Origin of the sequence: Polaribacter sp. 20A6 (assembly GCF_011378915.1) — a bacterium.
GTDB classification, from domain to species: Bacteria; Bacteroidota; Bacteroidia; order Flavobacteriales; family Flavobacteriaceae; genus Polaribacter; species Polaribacter sejongensis.
Genome location: NZ_WTPZ01000001.1, coordinates 615483 through 637555 on the forward strand (window position 1 = coordinate 615483; position 22073 = coordinate 637555).

Genomic DNA, 22073 nt, shown 5'->3' on the forward strand with positions numbered 1-22073 from the left:
ATCAGCATTTATAATTGATTTAAAGAATTAAGACATATGATTCCAGTAGAAGACGCTAAAAAATATATAGAAAAATATAAAAAACCAGAAATAGATCGGTTTGAATTTCGTCCATTTTCTGAACCTTATAGAGTTTTAGCAAAAATTTTAGGAGGCTTTGATAAAGGCGAAAGAAGAAACTATTATAATGTAAGTGATTTTGTTGCCATTTTTGACGATGCAATTACAATAAATCCATGGAGAACCGAAGAAGGAATGCGTTTAGCAATTCAGTTATATGGTATTGTTCAAACTCCGTATTTAGCCGATATGTGGGATTTTATGGATACGTTACCTTATCAAAGAGGATACGACAGAAAAGCTTTTAGGTCTGTAAAAACGCAAGATACATTACGTAATAAATTACAGTTTTTCACCCATTTTTTACGATTAAGTAGAAGAGGTTTTGGCGGCTTAACATTACAAGAGCAGTTTCAATATAGCACGTATTTTCCAGGATCGAGTAGTTATTTCTTAGCAACCTTACTGCATAATGGAGAAGGAGTGTTTGATGAGTTATTAGACGATATTATTCAGGGAGAAGATGAAATTGGTGGTATTAGTATAGATATTATAAAAGCATTATTACTGTCTGAAGACGAAAAACATTGGGAAATGGTTGGTAAATTATTACTCGCAGCTCAACGTCAAGAAGGATTAAGACAAACTATTCTAGAATCTTTAGATGAAGCTGGTCTTGGTGCTTTAAAATACACGATTAATATTGTTTTAGAAAACGATCTTACTCGTTTTAGTAGTGTTACTAGAGCAGTAAGTACTTGGTTTGGTTTAAATTGGGACACGCCTAAAAAATCGGTAATCAATAGAGTTTTAGAATTGGCACAATCTTTAATTTTAAATTTAAAAGAAGTAGACACACTTCTTAAAAGTAAAGATAATTTAGAGGTTTTAGTTGCTTTATGGTCTATTGCTATTTTAGATGTAGACAAAGCAAATGCAAAATCGTTAGATCTTGTTTTTACATCAGAAGATAGAAATAAAAAGATTTTAGCATTATATTTTATATCTAAAACAGACAGAACAAACGATTCTTTAGTAGAGTATTTTAAAAATGAAATTGGTAAAGATTATGCCCTAGATCATTGGATGGCGGTAAATTTACCACACAATACTTCATTAGATAATGATACTTTTTCAAAATTATTTGATGTAGCAAAAGCAGCAGAAGAAAAAGGGAAAACCTTCGAAACTAAAATATTCTCTTGGTGGAGTTTTACACCTAGCTCTTATTATTTTTATCAGTTTCTTTTAAGCGGATCTACAGAAAATCAATTAGAATTAATGGCGAACGATTTAGAAGTGTTGCCAACAGAATTTAGAGAGAGTTACATTCGTAAAGTTTTTCCTATAGATTACAGTTATTCTTTTTACAATTATCAAAAAGATTCTGAGAAAAAAGAACCTTTAAATTTTGATAAAAATTCGTGGAAAAGAGCTTTAGCAAGGAAAGCAATTTATAACAGAAATGAATTGTTAATGGCTACCGGACTTAATTTGTTTAGTAGAATGCATCTTTATGATGAAGATTTAGAAATTGCAGAAGATTTATTAAGAAGAAAACATAAAGAATTACGTACTTCTTTAATTCAGTTATTGATAAAATTACCAGCAGATCGTTTAAGAAATAGTGCTACAAATTTGGTAACAGCAAAAAGTATAGATCAACGTTTAGGAGGTTTAGAAATGTTAACGCTTTTACACGACGAAAATAGACAGTCTAACTTTGTAGAAGACCAAATTCGCATTTATAACGAGCGACCTAAAATCACCAAAAACGAACAAGTTTATTTAGATAAATTTTCTGACAATGCAGAAGAGTTTAATTATGGTAATGGTTTTGGAGCTATAGATTATGATAACTTAACACCATTATATATACCACAATCTCGTTTTGAAAAAAAGACCTGTTTCTTTGATAAATTAGGAATTACAACATCAGAATCTGCAGGATTTAAATTTAAAGAATTTATAGATGCTAATAAGATTATAAAAGAGGTAAATAAGTTAATAGCAATTGTTACTAAAAACAAACACTTCGAATATCAAGCGGAACTATATAGAGGAGAAATAGCAACCACTTATATCGAAAAAGGGATTCGTAGTATAAAAAGATTAGATGAAGATGCTACTGCAGAAGATCATTTACAGAACCTTCCTTTAGCAAAATTATGGATTGCTTGGTATGAGCAAAGTACGCTTAATGATTTTGAAATGCATGCTGCAATCCGTTACATTACTAATCATAATAATCCATTTGGAGATTATAAAGAATTAGGCACTTTTGCGAGACAATATTATCCAGATTTAAGCGGATTAAATTTAGATAAAGAAGACTGTTATAACTCAAAATCTGAAGCTTATAATGAAATTTTACAACGTCTATATAAAGTGTATGTAGAAGAAAAAACAATAGCTAATTTTAAGCTAGATGTTATGGAAGATATGATTGCTAATTTCCCTGACAAGCTGAAGTTAGTACAATATCAAACCTCTAATTACCGCTATAATAAAAAAACGTACAATTGGGCAAACATCATTTTACCACTTGTACCAAGTTTAAGTATTAATCACTTGGAACTTCTTACAGAAGAACAAGTACATAAATATTGGAGCTTTTATATGTATTTAGTTGCACAAGATATAGAATATCCTAATGCAACTACAGATGTAAGCGTAATTACAAAACAATTCAGTAGACCCGGAATTGTTCCTTTTCCTAGTATGCCGGTAACTTTAAGACTTTACAAAAAAGGATTAATCAATGATGATGATTTATGTTTACAAGCTTTACATTCTCGCCAATTAATGGCTCTTATGGATGGTGGTTATAATTCTAGAATAAATTATAAATGGATAGAAAAAGACAGCGTACCTAAACATGTTTTTGCTGCCTTAAAAACTAATTTATTAGAAACAGAATTAGAACGTGGAGATATAGAAACTACTGCAACAGGTTACATGAATGGTATTCATCGTGTAGAAGGTGTAGATTATGTATTTAGAATTTTAGAACGTTTAGGAAAAGATAATTTTGAACGTGGTTATAGTTATTACGGAGAGAGTAAAAAAACTATTTTTAGTTCTATGCTTAAAAAATCTCTTTTTAAAGATACCGAAAGTTATGCCGATTTTGCTGCACGTGCAGATGCTTCTAAAGTGACTAAAAAACGTTTGATAGAACTTGCTTGTTATGCAACACAATGGACAGGTGTTATTGGAGAGTATTTAGGTTTAGAAAAATTAGAAGATGCCGTTTGGTGGTTTCAAGCACACGCTTCAGATCGTATGAATAGCGAACAAGAAACCATTATTTCTCGTTATTCTAACATTCCGAAAAGTGATTTTGCTCTTGGTGCCATAGATGTAGATTGGTTTAATAGAGTGTATAAAACCATCGGAAAAGCCAATTGGAAATTATTACATGACGCAGCCAAATATATTTCTGACGGAAACGGACATAGACAAGTAAAATTATATTCTAGCGTAATGTTAGGTGAAGTAAAAATTACTGAAACCTTAAAGAAAATTAAAGACAAGCGAGACAAAGATTATGTGCGTGCTTTAGGTTTAATTCCGTTAAGTAAAACCATACCAGAAAAAGATTTATTAAAGCGTTATAATTTGTTGCAAGATTTCTTAAAAGAGAGCAAGCAATTTGGAGCACAGCGTCAAGAAAGTGAAGCTATTGCAGTAGAAATTGGTTTAGACAATTTATCGCGTAACGCAGGTTATCAAGATCGTGTACGTTTTAGTTGGGCAATGGAAGCAAAGGCGACTCAAAAAATTATGGAGAATGCTAAAATTTACATAGAAGAAACAGAGATAGAATTAGTAATTAACAATCTTGGTAAAACAGATATTAAGGTTACCAAATCAGGTAAATCGTTAAAAAATATTCCTGCTAAATTACGTAAAGACAAACAAGTAATCGCTTTAAAAGAAAACAAAACATACCTTTCTAGACAATACAGCAGAACCCGTTTATCATTAGAAAATGCAATGGTAAATGAAGATGAATTTACAGCGCTAGAAATTCATAATATGATGCAACATCCTATTGTAAGAGTGATGTTGAGTAAATTAGTAATGTACGTTCCAGAAAAAGAAGTTTCAGGTTTTTACAATGAAAGTGTTTTAACAGATGCTAACGGAAAAACGCATCAATTAGAAGAAAACGACCTTTTAGTTATTGCGCACGCCTCTCATTTATACAAAGCTGTAGAATGGGATATGTATCAGAAATACTTATTTGCAGAACGCTTAACGCAACCTTTTAAACAAGTATTTAGAGAATTGTATTTAGTTACCGATGATGAACGCGAACACAGCAATCGTTCAGAACGTTACCAAGGACACCAAATTCAGCCTAAAAAAACCATAGCACTTTTAAGAAGTCGTGGTTGGACGGTTAGTATGGAAGAAGGTTTGCAAAAAGTATATCACAAAAAAGGTTTTATAGCCACAATGTATGCTATGGCAGATTGGTATTCGCCCTCAGAAGCAGAAGCGCCAACTATAGAAGATATCTGTTTTCATTCTGTAGATACGTATCAAAGAATTCCGCTTACCGAGATTCCGTCTGTAATTTTTAGTGAAATTATGCGAGATATAGATCTTGTGGTAAGTGTTGCACATGTTGGTGGTGTAGATCCAGAAGCAAGTCATAGTACCATGCAAATGCGTGCTGCTTTGGCAGAAGAATCTGCAAGGTTATTCAAGCTTAAAAACATTACCGTTAAAGAGCGTTTTGTGTTTATTAAAGGAACCTTTGGCGAATATAGTATTCATTTAGGAAGTGGTCAGGTTAGCAAAAACGGATTAGCATTGTCTATAATTCCGGTGCATAGTCAGCATCGTGGACGTATGTTTTTACCATTTGTAGATGACGATCCAAAATCGGCAGAAATTATTTCTAAAATGAAACTTTTATCCGAAGACAATAAAATACAAGATCCAACAATTTTAGCACAGATAAATAGCTAATTTAAAAAGAATAAGGGCGTTACCTCGCTTAGGCGAGGTCGGGCTTTTGTTGCAAGTCCTCGTGCTAACGCACTGTGGGCTTTCCACGACAATCCCTAACGCAAAAAAACATTTAGCATATTATGGAAATCACGTTACAACTAAAAAGGCTAGGTAAGAAGAAGGTTAAAAAAGTGCCTTTTACTTTAGAAGAAAATCCTAAAAATTTAGAAGAATTATTAATTGGTTGTGTAAAAAATCAAGTAGAAGCTTTTAATAAAAAACGAACAGAAGTTAATGTTATTGGATTTTTAAGTCCTGCAGAAATACAAGAAAAAGCAGAAAGTGGTAAAGTAGAATTTGGCGAATTAGCCAATACAGATTTAGCCAATTTGCAAAAAGCAATAGATAATGTTTTACTTTCTTTTAAAGACGGTTTGTTTGTAGTTTTTGTAGATGAAGATGAAATTACCGATTTAAAAGCACCTTTAGAGTTAACGTCAGAAAGTGTCATTGCATTTATAAGAATGACGTTTTTAGTAGGTACGTATTGGTAGTATTTAAATTCAGTAAATATGGATATTGAAAACATACAAAACCAATTAGCAGCACAAATTTCTAATCATCACAAAACGTGGGCAAACCTATTAGCAAATTTAGACTTTGGCAATACAGCTTCCAGTTATTGGGATGTTACCTTAGAACCAACTAACATTTCTGTTGAGGTTAATACTAATTCTTTCACTTTTAATAATGCCAAATTTATATTTGATGTAAATGTAGGAGTTTCTTATGGTGATGATCATAACCTTTTTACCAAACAAATTTCTGGTAAAGGAGTTTATCAACTTGTTGAAAATAAAACAATTAATCTTACAGAATTAAAAATAGAGGAGTAGCGTTTAAAAAACAAATCTTAATAAAAAATGCTATTCAATATAAATGAGAAAAAAAGGATGAGGTTTAAAAAATAGCAAGAAAATTAATGGAAAAACAATTTAAAACTAAAACAGGATTTTGTCATATTTTACCAGATAAAATTATTTTAACAAGAGATGGAATCATTGGAAATGTGGCAAAAGTGGCTGTTGGAAAAAGCATCACTCGAGTTTTAATAATTTATGGAGGAATTTCTGCTTTCTTACTTTATTCAGCATTTGATAGTTTTCAAACAGGTCAAATTCCAATGTCTATATTTTATTTAATAATTGGTTTATTTCTAATGTATGGAATATTTACAAGCCTTAATAATTCTGCAACACCAATAATAGAAAGAAAAGACATTAAAAGTGTCAAGTTAAAAAAAGCAATTTTCGGAATAACACGTTCTCGATTTGAAGTCCTCTTTAAAGACGAAAACGGAAAAATTAAGAAACGTATAATTATGTTACCAGGTTCATTAGATAATGGAAAAAATGAAACAGAAAATGCGAAAAAAATAATGAAAGAAGAGAAGTTATTAAGTGAATAAACATAAAGAAGTGCAATAAGACGTTTAAATAACAGTTTAGAACATTAGAGTAAGTAAAAAATTATTAAATGTTATGAAACAATATACAAACGCAATTATTTTTGGAATAGCCATAGTTACATCTTCTATATTCTTAGGAAAAGCATACACAGATAGAAATAAAAAAGATGGAGAAATTCAGGTTACTGGTTTAGGTAAAACGGATTTTTCTTCAGATTTAATTGTTTGGGAAGGAAGTTTTAGTGCAGACAATGCAGATTTAAAACAAGCCTATTTAACATTAGAAGAAAAGAAACGCACCATTAATAATTACCTATCTAAAAAAGGAATTAAACCAGAAGAATTAATTTATAGTGCTGTAAAAACAAATGAAAAAACGAAGCAATTATACACTACAAATGGAGAATATGCTGGTCAGGAATTTGTTGGTTACGAACTTACACAATCTGTACAAATAGAATCTAAAGAAGTCGATAAAATAGAAAAGGTATCTAGAGAAATCACTGAGTTATTAAACCAAGGTGTCCAATTTTACTCACAAGCTCCTAGATATTATTACACAAAACTTGCCGATCTTAAAATAGAAATGATTTCTAAAGCTACAGAAGATGCGAGAATACGTGCAGAGAACATTGCTAAATTTTCTGGAGGAAATTTAAGTGATTTAGAATCTGCTAAAATGGGAATTTTTCAAATCACAGGTCAAAATTCTGGAGAAGATTATTCTTGGGGAGGAACGTTTAATACAGCAAATAGAGAAAAAACGGCTTCAATTACTATGAAGCTGGTTTATAAAGTAGATTAATATCTTACTATATTTTTTAAGTAATTAAAATACAAAAGGGAGGGAAATAGCTTTATTTTCCTCCCTTTTTTAAATTCTGTTTTCTAAAATCTACAGGACGGATATGAGATATTTGATAAAATACATTACTAAATGCGCCAATACTGCTATAACCACAAGCATAGGCAATTTCACTAATAGACTTGTTTGTTTCTAATAACATTTCCATACTTCTAATTACGCGGGTCATTTTTAAATACTGAAGAAAAGAAATATCAATATGTTCTCTAAATATTCTAGATAAACTTCTAGAACTCATTCCGAATTCTTTTGCAACCAAATTGAGTTTTAAAGGTTCTTCTAAATTATGATGAATGTATTTTAATATAGGTTTTAGTAATTCATTTTTTGTAGTTGGTAAAGCGATAGGAATTGGAACTCTTGAAACTGCCATCAATACATTTCGAAAAGCAATTAAAAACTCATATTTTTTTGTTTGTTCTTTTGTAAATTCACCATTCCATTTTTCAGTAAACAAAATCATTTCCTTTATTAAGTCGGTAACGGGATAAATACCCATGACTCTTAATTTGTGACCTGTTGGAAACAAATCTACTGGAAAATATAAATTACGCACCATAATAAAAGGCGAACGCAATTCTAAGTTATGTTCCATACCTGCTGGCATCCATATAAAATGTCGTGCTGGTAAAAAATAAGAATTGGTTGGCGTATTTAAATAAGCAACACCACCTTCAATATAAGACAATTGATGTTTATAGTGTTTGTGCATGGGCAATTGCTCTTCAATTTTAGTATGGTGTATAAAAACACTGTCATTTATATGATCAACATCCTTTAAAAACTGAAATGGATTATAGTTCTTTTTCATCTTAATTATTATTTGGCTCAAATTAGTAAATATTTGTCTATTTACAAAAAAAAATAATTTAATAGTCTGTGTAATTTTGCACTAAAAATAGAAACAGAAATGATAAACAGTTTTATAAAAAGAATATTCTTCTTTTTAGCAGTACTTTTTAACACCTTTGGCTTTGCTCAAGAAATATCAAAAGATAGTGTTTTCTTAAGTTTAGATGATGTTTGGAGTAAAGCAGAAGTTTTTAGTAAAGAACTAAAAGCACAGCATTTAAAAACTGAAATTGGTAAAGAAAATATTCTCTACGTAAAAAATAAAAGATTACCATCTGTAGATTTTGACGCGTCTTATGGAAAATTATCTAATATACCTGTTTTTGTAAACGGAATTAATAACAGTGCAGCGTTTATTCCTTTAGAAGATCATAGTATTTATGATGCGTCAGTATCTGCTTATTTTAATATTTATGCAGGTGGAGCTTCTAAAACGGCGATTAAAACAGCCGAAGCAACTAAGGAGTTTTTAGAACATATTGAAGAAGAAACAAGCGACCAATTGCATTTAGAGGTAATTCAATATTACGTAAGTCTGCAACGTTCGTATCAGTATGAAGGTTTAGTGAAGCAAAATATCAAACAAAATGTAGAACGTGTTCGTTTGATTGAGCAATTGTTTAAAAATGGAGTTGTGTTAAAAAGTGATTTACTACGTGCAAAACTACAACTTGCAAAATTAGAAACACAGTTGGTTACCATAAAAAACGATCTTGTTATAGTAACGCAAGCCATTAATATTTTAGTAGGAAATGAAGATGATACACTTTTAATTCCGTCTGACACAATTCAAACAAATGACATTGCTATCGATAAAGATTATGAAACTTTTGTTTCGGAAATGCTTAGTGATTCACCTTTAGAAAAAATGGCTGAAAAACAAATAGAATTAAGTGAATTAAAAACAGCCGCTTTAAAAGCAGATAAGCTTCCTAAAATTGGTTTTTTTGGAAATTACACCTATTCTTATCCTCAAATAAAGCTTTATCCTTATGAACAAGCACCTTATTTATTAGGTGTTGCAGGTATAAAATTGTCTTACGATATTTCTGCGCTTTATTATGATAAGCATAAGGAAAAAGCAGCTGAAATAGCAGTAGAGCAACAAAAGTTAGCCAAAGAAAATGTGGATGATAATTTAAGGATGAAAGTAAAAACAGCTTATAGTCGTTTTAAAGAAGATATCATAAAAATTGATGTTGCACAAGAAAACATTCAATCTGCACAAGAAAATTATCGAATAGTAAAACAAACTTATTTTAATCAATTATCACTTTTAACAGATTTGATTGATGCAGATACGCAACAGTTAGAAGCCCATTTTGAATTGATTAACAATCAAATTGCAGCCAAAGTACATTATTATCAATTATTAAAAATATCAGGAAAATTATAAATGAGCACAGAATTACAAAAATACGAAAAGACAGATAGAATTATTGTGAATATAACCTATCTAGTTGCCTTATTTGTCTTAATAGGTTTAATAATATGGGGTGTGTTTTCTATGATTCATCATTGGAGATATGAAACCACAAATGATGCACAAGTTAAAGAATACATTAACCCAATTTTGAGCCGTACCAATGGCTATGTACAAGAAGTAAAGTACAAAGACCACGAACATGTAAAAATGGGAGATACTTTAGTTGTATTAGATAGAAATGAAGCTTTGGTACAACAAGATATTGCGCAAGCAAAATTAAGAGCAGCCGAAGCACAATTGCATGTTTTAGAAAGCAATCAAAATACGTCTAACGTAAGTTCAGGCATCAATCAATCGCAAATTAATGCGGCAAAAGCACAATTATATCAGCAGCAAAAGGAATATGAACGCTACAAAAACCTATTAGACAACAATGCCGTAACCCCACAACGTTTTGAAGACATCCAGACCAAACTAAAAGTTGCTGAAGCGAATTTTGAATCTGTAAAAAGAAGCTATCAAACGTCACTGAGTAAAACGACTGATGTTGGCGCCCAAATAGAAGTTGCAAAAGCAACAATTCAAGAGAAAAAAGCCGATTTAAATAAAATTTTGCTCGATTTAAAATATGCAGTAATTACTGCGCCAACCAATGGTTATATGGGTAAAAAGAATTTACAAATAGGACAATTGGTACAAAAAGGACAAACCATTGGTTTTATTGTAGATAAAAATCAAAGTAAATGGATTGAAGCCAATTTTGAAGAAACACAAATTGCAGCGTTGCATGAAGGACAAAAAGCAACTATTACAATTGATGCTTTTCCAGGAGAAACATTTAAAGGAACTATAGAAGCATTTTCTGCCGCTACAGGATCTCAATTTTCATTATTACCACCAGATAATGCCACTGGAAATTTTGTAAAAATTACACAACGTTTTCCTGTTCGTATTAAACTTACTGATAATGAAAATAGCTTAGAACAACTTCGTGCTGGTATGAATGCCGAGGTAAGCGTTCCTAAATAATAAAATTAAATTATGTCGACAACTTATCACCATTCCTTTAAATCTTGGGTTCCAAGATGGCTTATGGTACTTGCAATTTTGCTTACACTTGTTCCTGTAACTGCTGTTTTAGGGATTTATATGGGCGGAATGGATAGTGCGATGAGTTATTATGCTGCCGATTCTTATGACATTAAATTTTCTATTATAATGTTTTATTTAGGGGTAGCGAGTGGCTTTTCTTTAGAAAAAACAATCTCGACTAAGTTTGCTACCAAACCTTATTTTACCATGTGTTGCATCTTGTTTATACTCGTAAACTTAATACTTTACAATACCCAAAATTTAATCTTATTAATTGTTTTTAGGTTTTTAAACGGAATGCTGGCACTTGTTTTTGTAGGCACTTCATTTAATCTAATATTTCAGCAGTTTCATTCCCAAAGAAGTAGAGTATTAAGCTATGCTTTTTTGTACGGAACCATGTTTGGCTCTGTACCGCTTTCTTATATTGTTGATGCTGTTCTTTTTTCAAACTACAATTTTAATATCCTTTTTATATTAATTATATTCTCTTGTTTACCTGGTTTTGTATTGCTTTTTGTTTGCTTAAAAAATGGGGTAGAATTAAGAAAAGAGAAAACACGCATTAAGGATAAAGTAGATTGGGTAAGTTTTGTATTATATGCGGCTGCTTTAACCACGGTGACTTATATATTATGTTACGGGCAATACTACAGTTGGTTTAAGAGTTTACATATTATTTTAACAACAATAACCTTTGTTATTTTGTTACTCTTGTTTGTTTTTAGGCAATTAAAGTTAGAAACACCTTATGTAGATCTTAGCATATATAAACATCGAAATTTTAGGATTGGAATGTTAATGCTCGTTGCTTTTTATATTACAAAAGGAGATACTAGCGTGTCGTTTGGTTTCTTTGCCAATGGACTTAATTTAGATGTATATCACAAAAGTTATGTGATGATAATAAATGGAGTAGGAGTTATTTTTGGAGCACTATTAACGGCACGATTTATTTTAGCAGGTGTAAGAATACGATTAATTTGGCTTACAGGATTTGCTTCATTTTTATTTTTTCATATCTATATGATTTTCATATTGGGAAATCAAGCAGAAATACTAGATATTATATTACCCTTATTTTTTCAAGGTTTTGGTAATGGTATCTTAATTGTTTCTATAGTTATTTTTTATGTTACAGGAGTTCCTTCTGAAATAGGTTTTTCTGCTTCGGTTACTGGAGTTTCGTATCGTTGTTTTACTTTTACATTAAGTATGGCGTTGGTTACTTTTATGGGCTTGCGTCAAGGAAGTATGCATTATAATAATTTTGCAGAGGACATTGTAATTACAAACCCTGTATCTGCTCTACGGTTACAAAACTACAAGGAAACCTTATTAAGTCACGGAGCTTCTAAATTACAAGCTTCTGCAGGTGCAAGAAAAATGTTAGGAAAAGCAGTAGGAGTTCAATCTAATCTTTTGTTTGCCCGAGATTACTATATTTACTTAAGTTGCTTTATCATTTTTGTAATGCTTGGTATTGCTTTAATTCCGCATTTTCATTATCACCTTAGAAAAATTACAGATAAATTAACGCCTATTTAATGATTCTTTAAATATTGATGCTGTTATGAGTTTATAGGGGGAATTTAAACGAATCGTTTATTATATTCTAGTTAAAGAATAATACCATTATATTTTTATATCACAGAATACCGTGATAAAATTGGTCAAATACTCTTATAGATTTGTATTAAATTAATTACAACACTATACTTATGACAGATCAAGAAAAAAAACAATATTTAGCAGAAATAGACGAAGTAGTACAAAAAGCTGTAGATGGAGAATATAAACTTTATCCTGTACTACAACCAGCAAGTTGGCCAGGTGTTAAAAATGGTGCGTTATATAATGTAGAAGTTTCTGAAGACGATAATAAAGATGTTCCTTTAGTTATTAAATCTTATGCCGTAGAAACGCCAGATGGCTTAGTGTATCTATCAAAGAAACATAAAGAATTCTTTGGAAATAGAAACTTATATCAAGAAGCTAGCGACAACTTAGACGAGCTTGAACAAGAATTTAATTTTGAAAAAGAATTTGATAATAAAGTGTTGAGTTCAAATGGAACTCGATTTTCTAATGAAAGAGCTCTTAGTTATACACAGATGCGTATGGCTCATGATTTTTTAGAGTCAGAAGAATTATTTGTATCTATACCTAGACGTGGTAATATACTTATTATTCCTAAAGATTCGGACAAAGAGCTCTTAGATATGTTTTTACATGTGCATAGACATAATTGGAATGATACAACTTACAACAATGCGCATATTGCTAATATACTTTTATACATAAAAAGTGGTAATAGAGAAGGTATCGTATATCTATAAATCTAAAAGCTATATATATAGTAACATTTTCTATTTCAGAGGAAATAATCATAAAAAAAGGTATTCTTAATATTAGGAATACCTTTTTTTTTATGAATTTTATTTAAAAAACGTCCAGAATAGATAAACCGTTAAATTTTGAAATAGCTGAATACAGTGATAAAAAAAAATAGATACCTCTGTAGTTTTGTAATAAATAATAAAAACAAAACATTATGAGCAATACAGCAAACGAAAATTCAAAAGAAGTAGAAAAAATAATTGAACAAACTAAAAATAGTGATCAAAAAATATATCCTATTTTGAAACCAGGAAATTGGGTTGGTTTAAAAGCAGGTGCTTTAAGTAATACTTTAATTCCTGCCGAAAATGGAGCAGAAGTGGTAATTGCATATGGAATGGATACACCAGATAACTTTGTGTTTTTAACTCAAAAACATTTAGAAACTATGGATGGGCAAAAAATAACAAGTGAAGCTTTTGAAAACTTAGGAAACTATGAAGCAGAATTAGAATTTGTTGGTTCGTTAGATAATAAAGCGGTTGCAACTAACGGAAACGATTTTTCTAGTGAAATAATTCTTTCTAAAGCACATATGTTAAAAGCACATGCAATGTTAGATGCAGAAGAATTATTGGTGTCTATTCCAAGAAGAACATGTATGACTATTATTTCTAGAGATGTAGATGAAGAAACAATGAATAAATTTGCATACCTACACAACTTTACTTGGGAAGATGATAGTTTTGGAAATGCACCTATTACCAATTCTCTTTTTATTGTAAAAGAAGGAACTATTGTAGGGCACATTCCACTATAATTCAATTTAAATAATTACAAAAAAGGCATTCTTATTTTTAAGAATGCCTTTTTTTATGGATCTAATTAGGTTGAATTAAACATCATAGATAATTCACTAAATTTTGAAATAGCTGAATACAGTGATAAAAAACTTTATATGCTTTTCTAATTTTGTAGTAAATACTAAAACACAAGATGATGAGCGGCACTCTTTACGGAAAAGAAAAAACAGAAAAAGAAATAGAAATAGAAAAAATAATTGAAGAAACTAAAAATAGTGATCAAAAAATATATCCTATTTTAAAACCAGGAAATTGGGTTGGTCTTAAAGCTGGAGCATTAAATTCTAACTTAATAAAATCAGAAGCGGGACCAAAAGTAGTTATTGCGTATGGTATAGATACTCCAGATAATTTTGTGTTTCTAACACAAAAGCATTTAGAAAATATGGATCTAAAGCAAATTACAAATGAAGCTTTTAGAAACTTAGGAAACTATGAAACCGAATTTACGTATTCTAAAGCTTTTCAAAATAAATTATTAACCTCTAGCGGACATGATTTTTCTAGTGAAAGAATTCTTTCTAACTCACATATGTTAAAAGCTCATGCTATGTTAGATGCAGAAGATTTATTGGTTTCTGTTCCAAGACGTAGTTGTATGATGGTAATTTCTAGAGACTCAGATGAAGAGCTACTTGGTGCATTTTTAGACATGCACAAAAATGCTTGGGAAGATGATAGTTATGGAAATGCACCTATAGCTAATATTCTTTTTACAATGAAAGAAGGACATATTACAGGACATATAGCATTAGATAATATAACAAGAGATGAATAAAAATAGCTAAATTTTATTGCTAGTTCTTTTATCGATTTTAAATTATCAGATAAACTACTAAATATTTAAATAGCGGAATACAGTGATAAAAAAATGCATATGCTTGTTTAATTTTGTCGTAAATATATAAGATGTAGTATTATAAGTCTAACAAATTAGTACTACTTATATTTCTTTTTTTTCGTCGGTTTTAAATAACTAACGATACATATTAAAAATCAACTTTAAAAAAATAAAAATTGAAAAATCTAGCCCCTAATATTAACGATAGAGTACAAAATTTAATGGTAGATGTCTTTGAATCTATAAGTGCTTCTGATAAAGGAACAATAGATATTAGTGAACTTTTAGACACTAGAAGTATTTTTGAACTCGTTTTTGAAATCGTTAAAGAGTCTGGGTTTTACAGTCAGGATGAAAATTTTAATCTTATTAAAGCTTTAAATATAGATACTGAAGAAGATAGTTTAGAAGACGCTTTATGTACTTCTTGGGTAACTATGGGCACAAATTTAAACACCGCAAAAACACAAGAAGAGTTTAATGCTAAATTTGCCTTATTTGTACCTATCATTCTTAAAAAGATGGAGGGTATTAAGCGCATAGCAGGTTAAAAAATGAAATTTACTTTATTGTTTTAGTATTAAAAATAAACTATGGAATTTAAAATTGAATATCTTACTTCTTATTATAAAGAGTTAAAAACAGCACAGAATTATCCTGAAGCTTTCTTGTACGAAATGTTTCTAATAGGTAAAATAACTAGAGATGAGGTTATTATTGCTGAGGTTACTGAAATTTTAGAAGAATATGGAACTACAGAAATTAACAATGCGTTTAAAACACGTAATAAACTTCCTGAAAATGGTGAGGATTATGGTAAAATAATAAATGCTTTGCTTCATTTTGGAACTAAAGATCCATTGTTTCCAATAGGGAAACTTTACAACATGTTTGAGTTTTCATCACTTTCTATAAGAGACGAAGCTATTGCTCAAAAATTAGAAAAGCAACCTGACCTTATTTCTCGTTTAAATGGTATTACTCACCTAAAAGTAAGTGATGTCTTTAGCAACGATTTTCCAAAGGAAATTTGTGATATCACTTCTTTAAAGACTTTAGAAATTAAAGGTAATTACCAAGCATTACCGGTTTCTATAGGGAATTTACAACAACTAGAAAGTGTTACTCTAGAATTATCAAAACTTGTTACATTTCCAGAATATTTTTGGTCTTTAAAAAATATTAAAAAACTAGAAATAAGCTACATAGAAACGGAGTTCCAAGAGTCACTTCAATTAGAAAAACTAAGAAACTTAGAAGAGTTAGATTTTATTTTAGTCAATTTAAAAGACGTCTCTCAGTTACAATTACCAACGAGTTTAAAGGAAATAAGTTTTATTCGTTTAAAACATTTAACCAAACTTCCTACGTGTATTTCTATGCTTAAAAAGCTTAAGAAATTCGATTTGTATATGTGTCCTAATTTGATTGAAATCCCTAACGGATTCAATCAATTAGACAATTTATTTGTGCTGAAGTTAGATGCCATTCCTTTAATTAAAACCATTGAAGACCATCAAATATTTACCAAGCATTGTGAATACATCACTTTGGATGATGGTTTAGAAATTATACAGGGAAATGAGCCAATTCTAAATTCTGAACTATTAATTAATGATGTCGAAATCTTAAATTATGTATTCTCGCATCCTGATAGATTTACCAACCTTAAAAAAATAAAAATACAATATATTACAGATTTTTCTGCTGTATCGATCGGGTTTGGGAAATTAACAACGCTTGAATCTATTGATCTACATCAAGGAAGTAATACAGATTCTCTTTGGCAAAATATAGGCGAATGTACACAGTTAAAATATTTAAAACTTTACGGTGTTAACATAGAAAGTATTCCAAAAGGTTTAAAAGAATTGCAATACTTAGATTATTTATGTTTTAATAGTTGTAGAAGTTTAGTTTTAGAAGCTAAATATTTACCTTCTAAAATTAAAGAATTATATTTATTTGACATTAAAGAATATATTGCAACTGAAAAATTACTAGAAACAGAACACGCTTATTTTGCTAATTTATCTATTGAAAAACCTAAAGTATTATTTAGCAACTTAATCACTAAAACACTTCATTTTTCTAGTATTAATGAATCTAAAAATTCGCAAGAAGACTTAACAAAATACTTACCAAAACCAAAAGTATTAACCACACTAAAAGCTTATACAAATACGGAACAATTTAAAGATGTACTTAAACATTGTACCAATTTAGAGTATTTGCATTTAGATAATAAGGAAGCTAGCCTTGCTGAAATAACTAGTGTAGCTGCACCACATTTAAACTATTTAAAATTAGATTTTTATAAAGCAGAAAACTTAGAAGCGCTTATTAAAAATATGCCTAAACTAGAAACTTTAGACATAGCGCATTATGATGTTACAAGTACATTTCCTGAAGTTACATTGCCGTATTTAAAAACTTTAGATTTAAGTTATACTACTTTTAAAACCTTAGAAACCTTAGAAGCACCTGCTTTAAAATCTTTATACATCGCTTTAAGTTATGAGTTTGGAATGGAAGGGTATGCTAAATTAAATCAGTTTAAAGCCTTAAAAAAGTTAAGTTTTATGGGGATTGGTGACGATGTAAATAGTATTCCTGAAAGTATCTCTGAACTAAAATTAACTGAGTTTTTAATACACCATAAATTTGATGTATTACCAGAATTTCTTCAAAAAATAACCACTTTAAAAACCTTATCGCTTGGCGGAAACGATTTTATAGATTTACCAACTTGGATTGCCGATTTACCAAAACTAAACCGTTTAGATATTGATGGCTGTAAATTTGAAAATGCTGTTCCAGAATATTTTAGAAAGTTAAAACTGAAAGAACTTAAGTATTATATTGGAAAATTTAATGGTGGAAATATGAATCCTGATAAGTATAAATACTTAATAACGCCAGGTTACACCGAATTAAAAAAGGAGTTTAGTAAAGACGCTATTGCGTAACTTCTAATAAGATTTACTATTTAAAACAAAATTTATGAAAATAGAAAAATTAATAAAAACTCGTGAGCCTTACCAGGAAAGTTTATTTGACAGTTTCTTAATCGAAGACATAAAGTCGTACGAGGAACTTATTGAGGTTTATAAAACCTATAAACAAAATCATCCTGACAAAACAGTAATCTTAACGCTTGATAGTTTAGATCAAGCTGAATATACTAGTGGTCACGCTTGTGATTGGAATTCTCTGCTAGATACAGACGGTTATGATTTATCTGGACTTGACAAAGCTTGTTATGATGAAGATAACGAGCATTTGGGGCATCTTTCTACACCATCGGAATATTTCATTATCCGAGAAAACTTTTTGAAACAAACAAAAGGAATTGATTTTAAAATGGTTTGTGAAAGAAACATAAACAATTCTGAAGATGATGTTTTAGATTTAGAAAACATGAATGAATCTCCATTAGTATTTTTAGACAAACAGGTGATTCTTAAAATTCTTCCCGTAGAAAAGCCATACGAAGGACTTACCGGATTTCCGAATGGATATTTTAGTGCAGATTTAAGTCCTTTTGAAAATTACGCTTTATCAAAACATTTATTTGAAAAATACAATCTTGAACTTTTTGGTATTGGTGCTTCATTTTTAGGATTCATTAAAAATGAAAAATTCGAAGAAAATAAAGTAAAAGAATTAATTACTGATTTGGCTAAATTGTATAATACAACCGAATCAGAATTTGAAAAGTTAGCAGAAATAATTAAAGATAAAAATCATTTATTTTTAAGATACACTGAATAATTTTATTAAAAAAAAAGTAGATAACTTCATTCGGAATAAAATTATAAATAACCCCAATAAAACTGTTCAGAATAAAAATAGCAGGTTTCTTTTAAAGAAAAGAAACCTGCTATTTGATTTAATATAAAATAAGAGTTTAAGACTATTTTCCTTGACGTTTTTCCATAATAGTCTGTAATCTTTGCTGAAGACTTTTATCTACTTGAATTTTCGCTGCTAAAGATTCAAACTGCTTTATAGAAATTCCTGTAGACTCTATACTTTCAATAGCCTTTTTTTGCATTTCAGGTTGTAATTTCTGAAGTTTAGTAGTTACAATTTCATGCTTTTCTTTTTCTGCATCCGTTACGTTTGATTCTTTATTCGGATTGGTCTTAGCCTCTTGTATTTCTTGGAAACGTTCTACTTCTAATCCTTCTTCTTTTATAATCGCTATCATTTTTTGCTGAGATTCTTGACCTTGAACTTGAGCCTCGGTATAGGCATCAGCAAATTGACTTAATTCTTTATCAGAAACATCTTTTTGTTCTTGTGCTGTTAGACCGATAGATCCACAAACGAACATAATAAGAAATAATTTTTTGATTTTAAATGACTTTAACATAGTTTTAATTTTTAAGATTTATTCAAACTTAAAAGTTATATTATGTACAGCCAATTATAACAGCCTTATTAACATTATTTTATTATTATTTGTCAAAAAATTATATTTTTTTTAAGAGATGAAGCTACTATTAAATTAGGAATATGGTTTTAATAGTGTGTATCAGAAGAAGCAGACATTACAACAAAAAAAAGCCCAATTATAAAATTTATAATTGGGCTTTTTTATTATTTACGCTAAGTACCTAAAATTTACTCAGAAAATTGTTTAATAATTTCAAACAAGGTTAATTTAGTTCTCTTTATACTGCCATCATCGTGACGAAATAAATGTACTTTAGTATTATCATAGCAACCAAAAAATAATAAATCACCTTCAGAATTAGCACCAATAGCTTTACCTAAAGCTAATTTTTCTAAACTCCACTTATACCCATTTAAATCATTAAATATAGGATTCATAAATTCACTTAATGTTTTAACATACGGGGTTAATGCGTCAATCTTACTGACTTCCATTCCATCTATGTTGGTAAGCTCCATCATCTTTTCAAAATTATATAACTTAAATTCCTCTTCCTCAAAAATAACAGTCCTTGGCTTTTCTGTAATAAACTCCCTGTAATTTTTTCTAAACATTGGTTTTAGTTCATCTACCGAGGTTATAATTAAATTTTCATTCATAGTTGTAACTTTTTTAAATATTAGTTTTTAGTATTTTCTTTGGTTTTAGTATCTACAATCTGTAGTAACGTTGGCATTCGGTATTTACCGTGCATTCGTTCTATGGCGTGGCAAATCTCCTCTTTATCAACTCCAATAGTGGTCACATACAATGGCTTTTTACTTTCGCCACGAATCACTTCTTTAAATACAGATGTTTTAGACACAAACTCAGATTTAGCAATACCAACAACCTGAATTTTATGGTCTAAAGCTTGGTACAAATAGCCACCTAAGCCCAAGTGTTTTTCTTCTAGAATAACGTAACCATCAACGATAATTAAGTCTACTTCTTCTAAATTCACTTGTTTAAGCAGACTTAAAATGCACGGTAATTCGCGTTTGTAAAAAGATCCTGGTTCATACGGTTCTACACCTTCAATAATATCTGTGTAAATTTGTGTAGGTACTTCATCTTCCCAATTGTTAAAGCTTACTGCAATTGTTTTCGCCTTTCCGTCGTAATAATAAGTGTCAAAAGCAAGTTTCATAATTGTTGTTTTTATCCTTTTTCAGTTTGATGTTCGTAATAACTCAATGCTTCAGTTCTTACTAAATCGGTATAATTCTTATTCTCAGAAATCGATTTTAATAAATCGATATGTTTTTTACGTTCCTGTTCTTTTAAACCATTGATAAATCGATTCAACAAAAGGGTAGTAGTAATCGTTCCGTTTTCGGTATTGAATTTCAGTAATTCAGCATCATAAATTTTGTAATCTGGTTGATCTATAGCTTCTATTAAATGAATGAAAGAAAAATCTTCTTCTAACTCTGGATCTTGACGTTTTAAGAAGTTAAAAAATGCTTGAATAAGCTGCTGCTTTTGTAAATCTGTAAAACTATTTACATCTTCTAATTCATCGCCAATAGCATCAAAGAATTCACTAATTTCATAATCTTCCATATCATCATTGACATCGAATTTTTGAATTTTTATGATGGCATTTTCTAAATCCATATTGTTATTTTACTATTCGAATTATTACTTTTTATCTATGAGAAATTCATATAGAAATTAATTAAAATCCTTTATTTAAATACGTTTACTCTCCCTTCTCGTAAAAGCTAAAATTGTTCAAATCAATTTCGTAGTTTAAAGCTTTTACATCATTAACAGCCGGTTGATGAATACTGACTGTGTTATTTTTCTCATTCCATTTAAAATTTGTAATTCGAGCATAAAATTTTAGTGGAATATAGAATAATGCCTTCGGATTGCTTTTCTGTAATTTTGATGGAAATGTCCCTTCTTCCTTTAGATTTGGATACACTTTTGTATCAAAAAGGAAAATTTTGCAATAAGCATGATCATCAACATTTGCAGATTCCATATATACCACTAAACTACCATCTAAAGACTGAGAAACATGACTTTCATCTTCTTGAAACTCCTCTCTATTTGTATAATTAATGATAGAATATGTTGCTAAACAAACAAGAAATACGGTAAGTAATAGTACTATTTTTTTCATCTAATTGAAATTTTGAAGTTGTGGAATGATATTTTTTTAATTACTTATTAAATCATAAACATTGTCATCGTTCACTTCTGAAATTGGTATTAATATTTTATCTAAAGAGCTCGTTTTTTTCCCATCTATTGTAGAAGTTCTCTTTCTAGAAATAAAATTGGTACTTATATTTCCGGCGCCAACATGTGCCGCATTTCCATAATTATTATATTCAGCACCAATTAACATATAGTCTTCATCGCTGTTTTGATATCTGAATTTTAATTCATAATCATGTCGCATAGATTGATGTTTAAGACTAATTATATTGATATCTGTGACTTTAACTCTAACATCCGGATTTGTATAAATAAAAGAATAAGTTAAATTACCTGTTTCATTTTTCAAGATAAAAGAACCGTCTTTCTGTCCTTCAAATATGGCAAGTTTTACGCTCGTTGCATTAGAATATTTTTCTTTCTTATTTCCGTTTGCTATTAATATTACATAATCAAGAATGCCATCTGTATTTAAATCTGCCTTTATTTTATTAGACTCATTTCCAGAAAATACAACTTCATATCCATCAGGAATAAAGTTGTCTACATCATTGTCTTTGACAATAATATTTTCTTTAGGCGCTATTTCTTGCTTTGAAGTCTTGGTCGATTTTTTAGTGTTATTACAAGAAAAGAAGACAATTGAAATGATTAGTATGTATAATTTATGCATTGAATAGGTTTAGAT

Annotated in this window: 21 protein-coding genes; 14 read left to right on the top strand and 7 right to left on the bottom strand. The window is 29.8% G+C overall.

What is annotated here, in order from left to right; all coding sequences use genetic code 11:
* The first annotated feature begins 36 nt into the window (after positions 1–36).
* From GQS57_RS02395 to GQS57_RS02415, 5 genes are all read left to right on the top strand, one after another.
* Positions 37–5043, top strand: a complete 5007-nt coding sequence (locus GQS57_RS02395; RefSeq protein ID WP_165730838.1) for a DUF4132 domain-containing protein — start codon at positions 37–39, stop codon at positions 5041–5043.
* Positions 5044–5165: 122 nt separating this feature from the next.
* Positions 5166–5579: a hypothetical protein gene (locus GQS57_RS02400; protein ID WP_205860180.1), complete on the top strand. Its 414-nt coding sequence runs from the start codon at positions 5166–5168 to the stop codon at positions 5577–5579.
* An 18-nt stretch (positions 5580–5597) separates the two neighbouring features.
* Positions 5598–5921 carry a hypothetical protein gene (locus GQS57_RS02405; RefSeq protein WP_165730839.1) on the top strand — a complete coding sequence of 108 codons (324 nt, stop codon included), beginning with the start codon at positions 5598–5600 and terminating at the stop codon, positions 5919–5921.
* Positions 5922–6007: 86 nt separating this feature from the next.
* The gene (locus tag GQS57_RS02410) at positions 6008–6493 is read left to right on the top strand and encodes a phosphoribosylaminoimidazolesuccinocarboxamide synthase (RefSeq protein ID WP_165730841.1); all 486 of its coding nucleotides are present in this window, start codon (positions 6008–6010) and stop codon (positions 6491–6493) included.
* 73 nt (positions 6494–6566) lie between these two features.
* Positions 6567–7298: an SIMPL domain-containing protein gene (locus GQS57_RS02415; protein ID WP_165730844.1), complete on the top strand. Its 732-nt coding sequence runs from the start codon at positions 6567–6569 to the stop codon at positions 7296–7298.
* Positions 7299–7350: 52 nt separating this feature from the next.
* On the opposite strand, the gene GQS57_RS02420 is transcribed toward GQS57_RS02415, so the two are convergent.
* Positions 7351–8169, bottom strand: coding sequence for an AraC family transcriptional regulator (locus GQS57_RS02420; protein ID WP_165730846.1), 819 nt, complete (start codon positions 8167–8169; stop codon positions 7351–7353).
* A 99-nt stretch (positions 8170–8268) separates the two neighbouring features.
* On the opposite strand from GQS57_RS02420, the gene GQS57_RS02425 reads away from it, so the two are divergent.
* The 9 genes from GQS57_RS02425 (at position 8269) to GQS57_RS02465 (ending at position 18546) form a co-directional block, all read left to right on the top strand.
* Entirely contained in the window at positions 8269–9606 is a 1338-nt protein-coding gene (locus tag GQS57_RS02425) for a TolC family protein (RefSeq protein ID WP_165730848.1), read from the top strand.
* Complete coding sequence (locus GQS57_RS02430; RefSeq protein WP_165730850.1) at positions 9607–10665, top strand: HlyD family secretion protein; 1059 nt, start codon at positions 9607–9609, stop codon at positions 10663–10665.
* Positions 10666–10677: 12 nt separating this feature from the next.
* Entirely contained in the window at positions 10678–12276 is a 1599-nt protein-coding gene (locus GQS57_RS02435; RefSeq protein WP_165730853.1) for an MFS transporter, read from the top strand.
* A gap of 173 nt (positions 12277–12449) precedes the next feature.
* Complete coding sequence (locus GQS57_RS02440) at positions 12450–13067, top strand: hypothetical protein (protein ID WP_165730855.1); 618 nt, start codon at positions 12450–12452, stop codon at positions 13065–13067.
* Positions 13068–13282: 215 nt separating this feature from the next.
* Positions 13283–13888, top strand: a complete 606-nt coding sequence (locus GQS57_RS02445) for a DUF1444 family protein (protein ID WP_165730857.1) — start codon at positions 13283–13285, stop codon at positions 13886–13888.
* Between the two features lie 179 nt (positions 13889–14067).
* Positions 14068–14709 (top strand): DUF1444 family protein, encoded by a 642-nt coding sequence (locus tag GQS57_RS02450; protein WP_165730859.1) that lies wholly within the window; start codon positions 14068–14070, stop codon positions 14707–14709.
* Positions 14710–14948: 239 nt separating this feature from the next.
* Entirely contained in the window at positions 14949–15323 is a 375-nt protein-coding gene (locus GQS57_RS02455) for a hypothetical protein (RefSeq protein ID WP_240915413.1), read from the top strand.
* A gap of 42 nt (positions 15324–15365) precedes the next feature.
* The gene (locus tag GQS57_RS02460; protein ID WP_165730861.1) at positions 15366–17741 is read left to right on the top strand and encodes a leucine-rich repeat domain-containing protein; all 2376 of its coding nucleotides are present in this window, start codon (positions 15366–15368) and stop codon (positions 17739–17741) included.
* 34 nt (positions 17742–17775) lie between these two features.
* On the top strand, positions 17776–18546 hold the full coding sequence (locus tag GQS57_RS02465; protein ID WP_165730863.1) for a hypothetical protein: 771 nt from the start codon (positions 17776–17778) through the stop codon (positions 18544–18546).
* Positions 18547–18688: 142 nt separating this feature from the next.
* Here GQS57_RS02465 and GQS57_RS02470 read toward each other — a convergent pair whose 3' ends face one another.
* The 6 genes from GQS57_RS02470 to GQS57_RS02495 form a co-directional block, all read right to left on the bottom strand.
* Positions 18689–19111, bottom strand: coding sequence for a DUF4168 domain-containing protein (locus GQS57_RS02470; RefSeq protein WP_165730865.1), 423 nt, complete (start codon positions 19109–19111; stop codon positions 18689–18691).
* Positions 19112–19401: 290 nt separating this feature from the next.
* Entirely contained in the window at positions 19402–19833 is a 432-nt protein-coding gene (locus tag GQS57_RS02475; RefSeq protein WP_165730867.1) for a hypothetical protein, read from the bottom strand.
* A 20-nt stretch (positions 19834–19853) separates the two neighbouring features.
* On the bottom strand, positions 19854–20363 hold the full coding sequence (locus GQS57_RS02480) for an endonuclease V (protein ID WP_165730869.1): 510 nt from the start codon (positions 20361–20363) through the stop codon (positions 19854–19856).
* 11 nt (positions 20364–20374) lie between these two features.
* The gene (locus GQS57_RS02485; RefSeq protein WP_165730871.1) at positions 20375–20833 is read right to left on the bottom strand and encodes a hypothetical protein; all 459 of its coding nucleotides are present in this window, start codon (positions 20831–20833) and stop codon (positions 20375–20377) included.
* 85 nt (positions 20834–20918) lie between these two features.
* Positions 20919–21347, bottom strand: a complete 429-nt coding sequence (locus GQS57_RS02490; protein ID WP_165730872.1) for a hypothetical protein — start codon at positions 21345–21347, stop codon at positions 20919–20921.
* 36 nt (positions 21348–21383) lie between these two features.
* The gene (locus tag GQS57_RS02495) at positions 21384–22058 is read right to left on the bottom strand and encodes a hypothetical protein (protein WP_165730874.1); all 675 of its coding nucleotides are present in this window, start codon (positions 22056–22058) and stop codon (positions 21384–21386) included.
* Between the last annotated feature and the right edge of the window lie 15 nt (positions 22059–22073).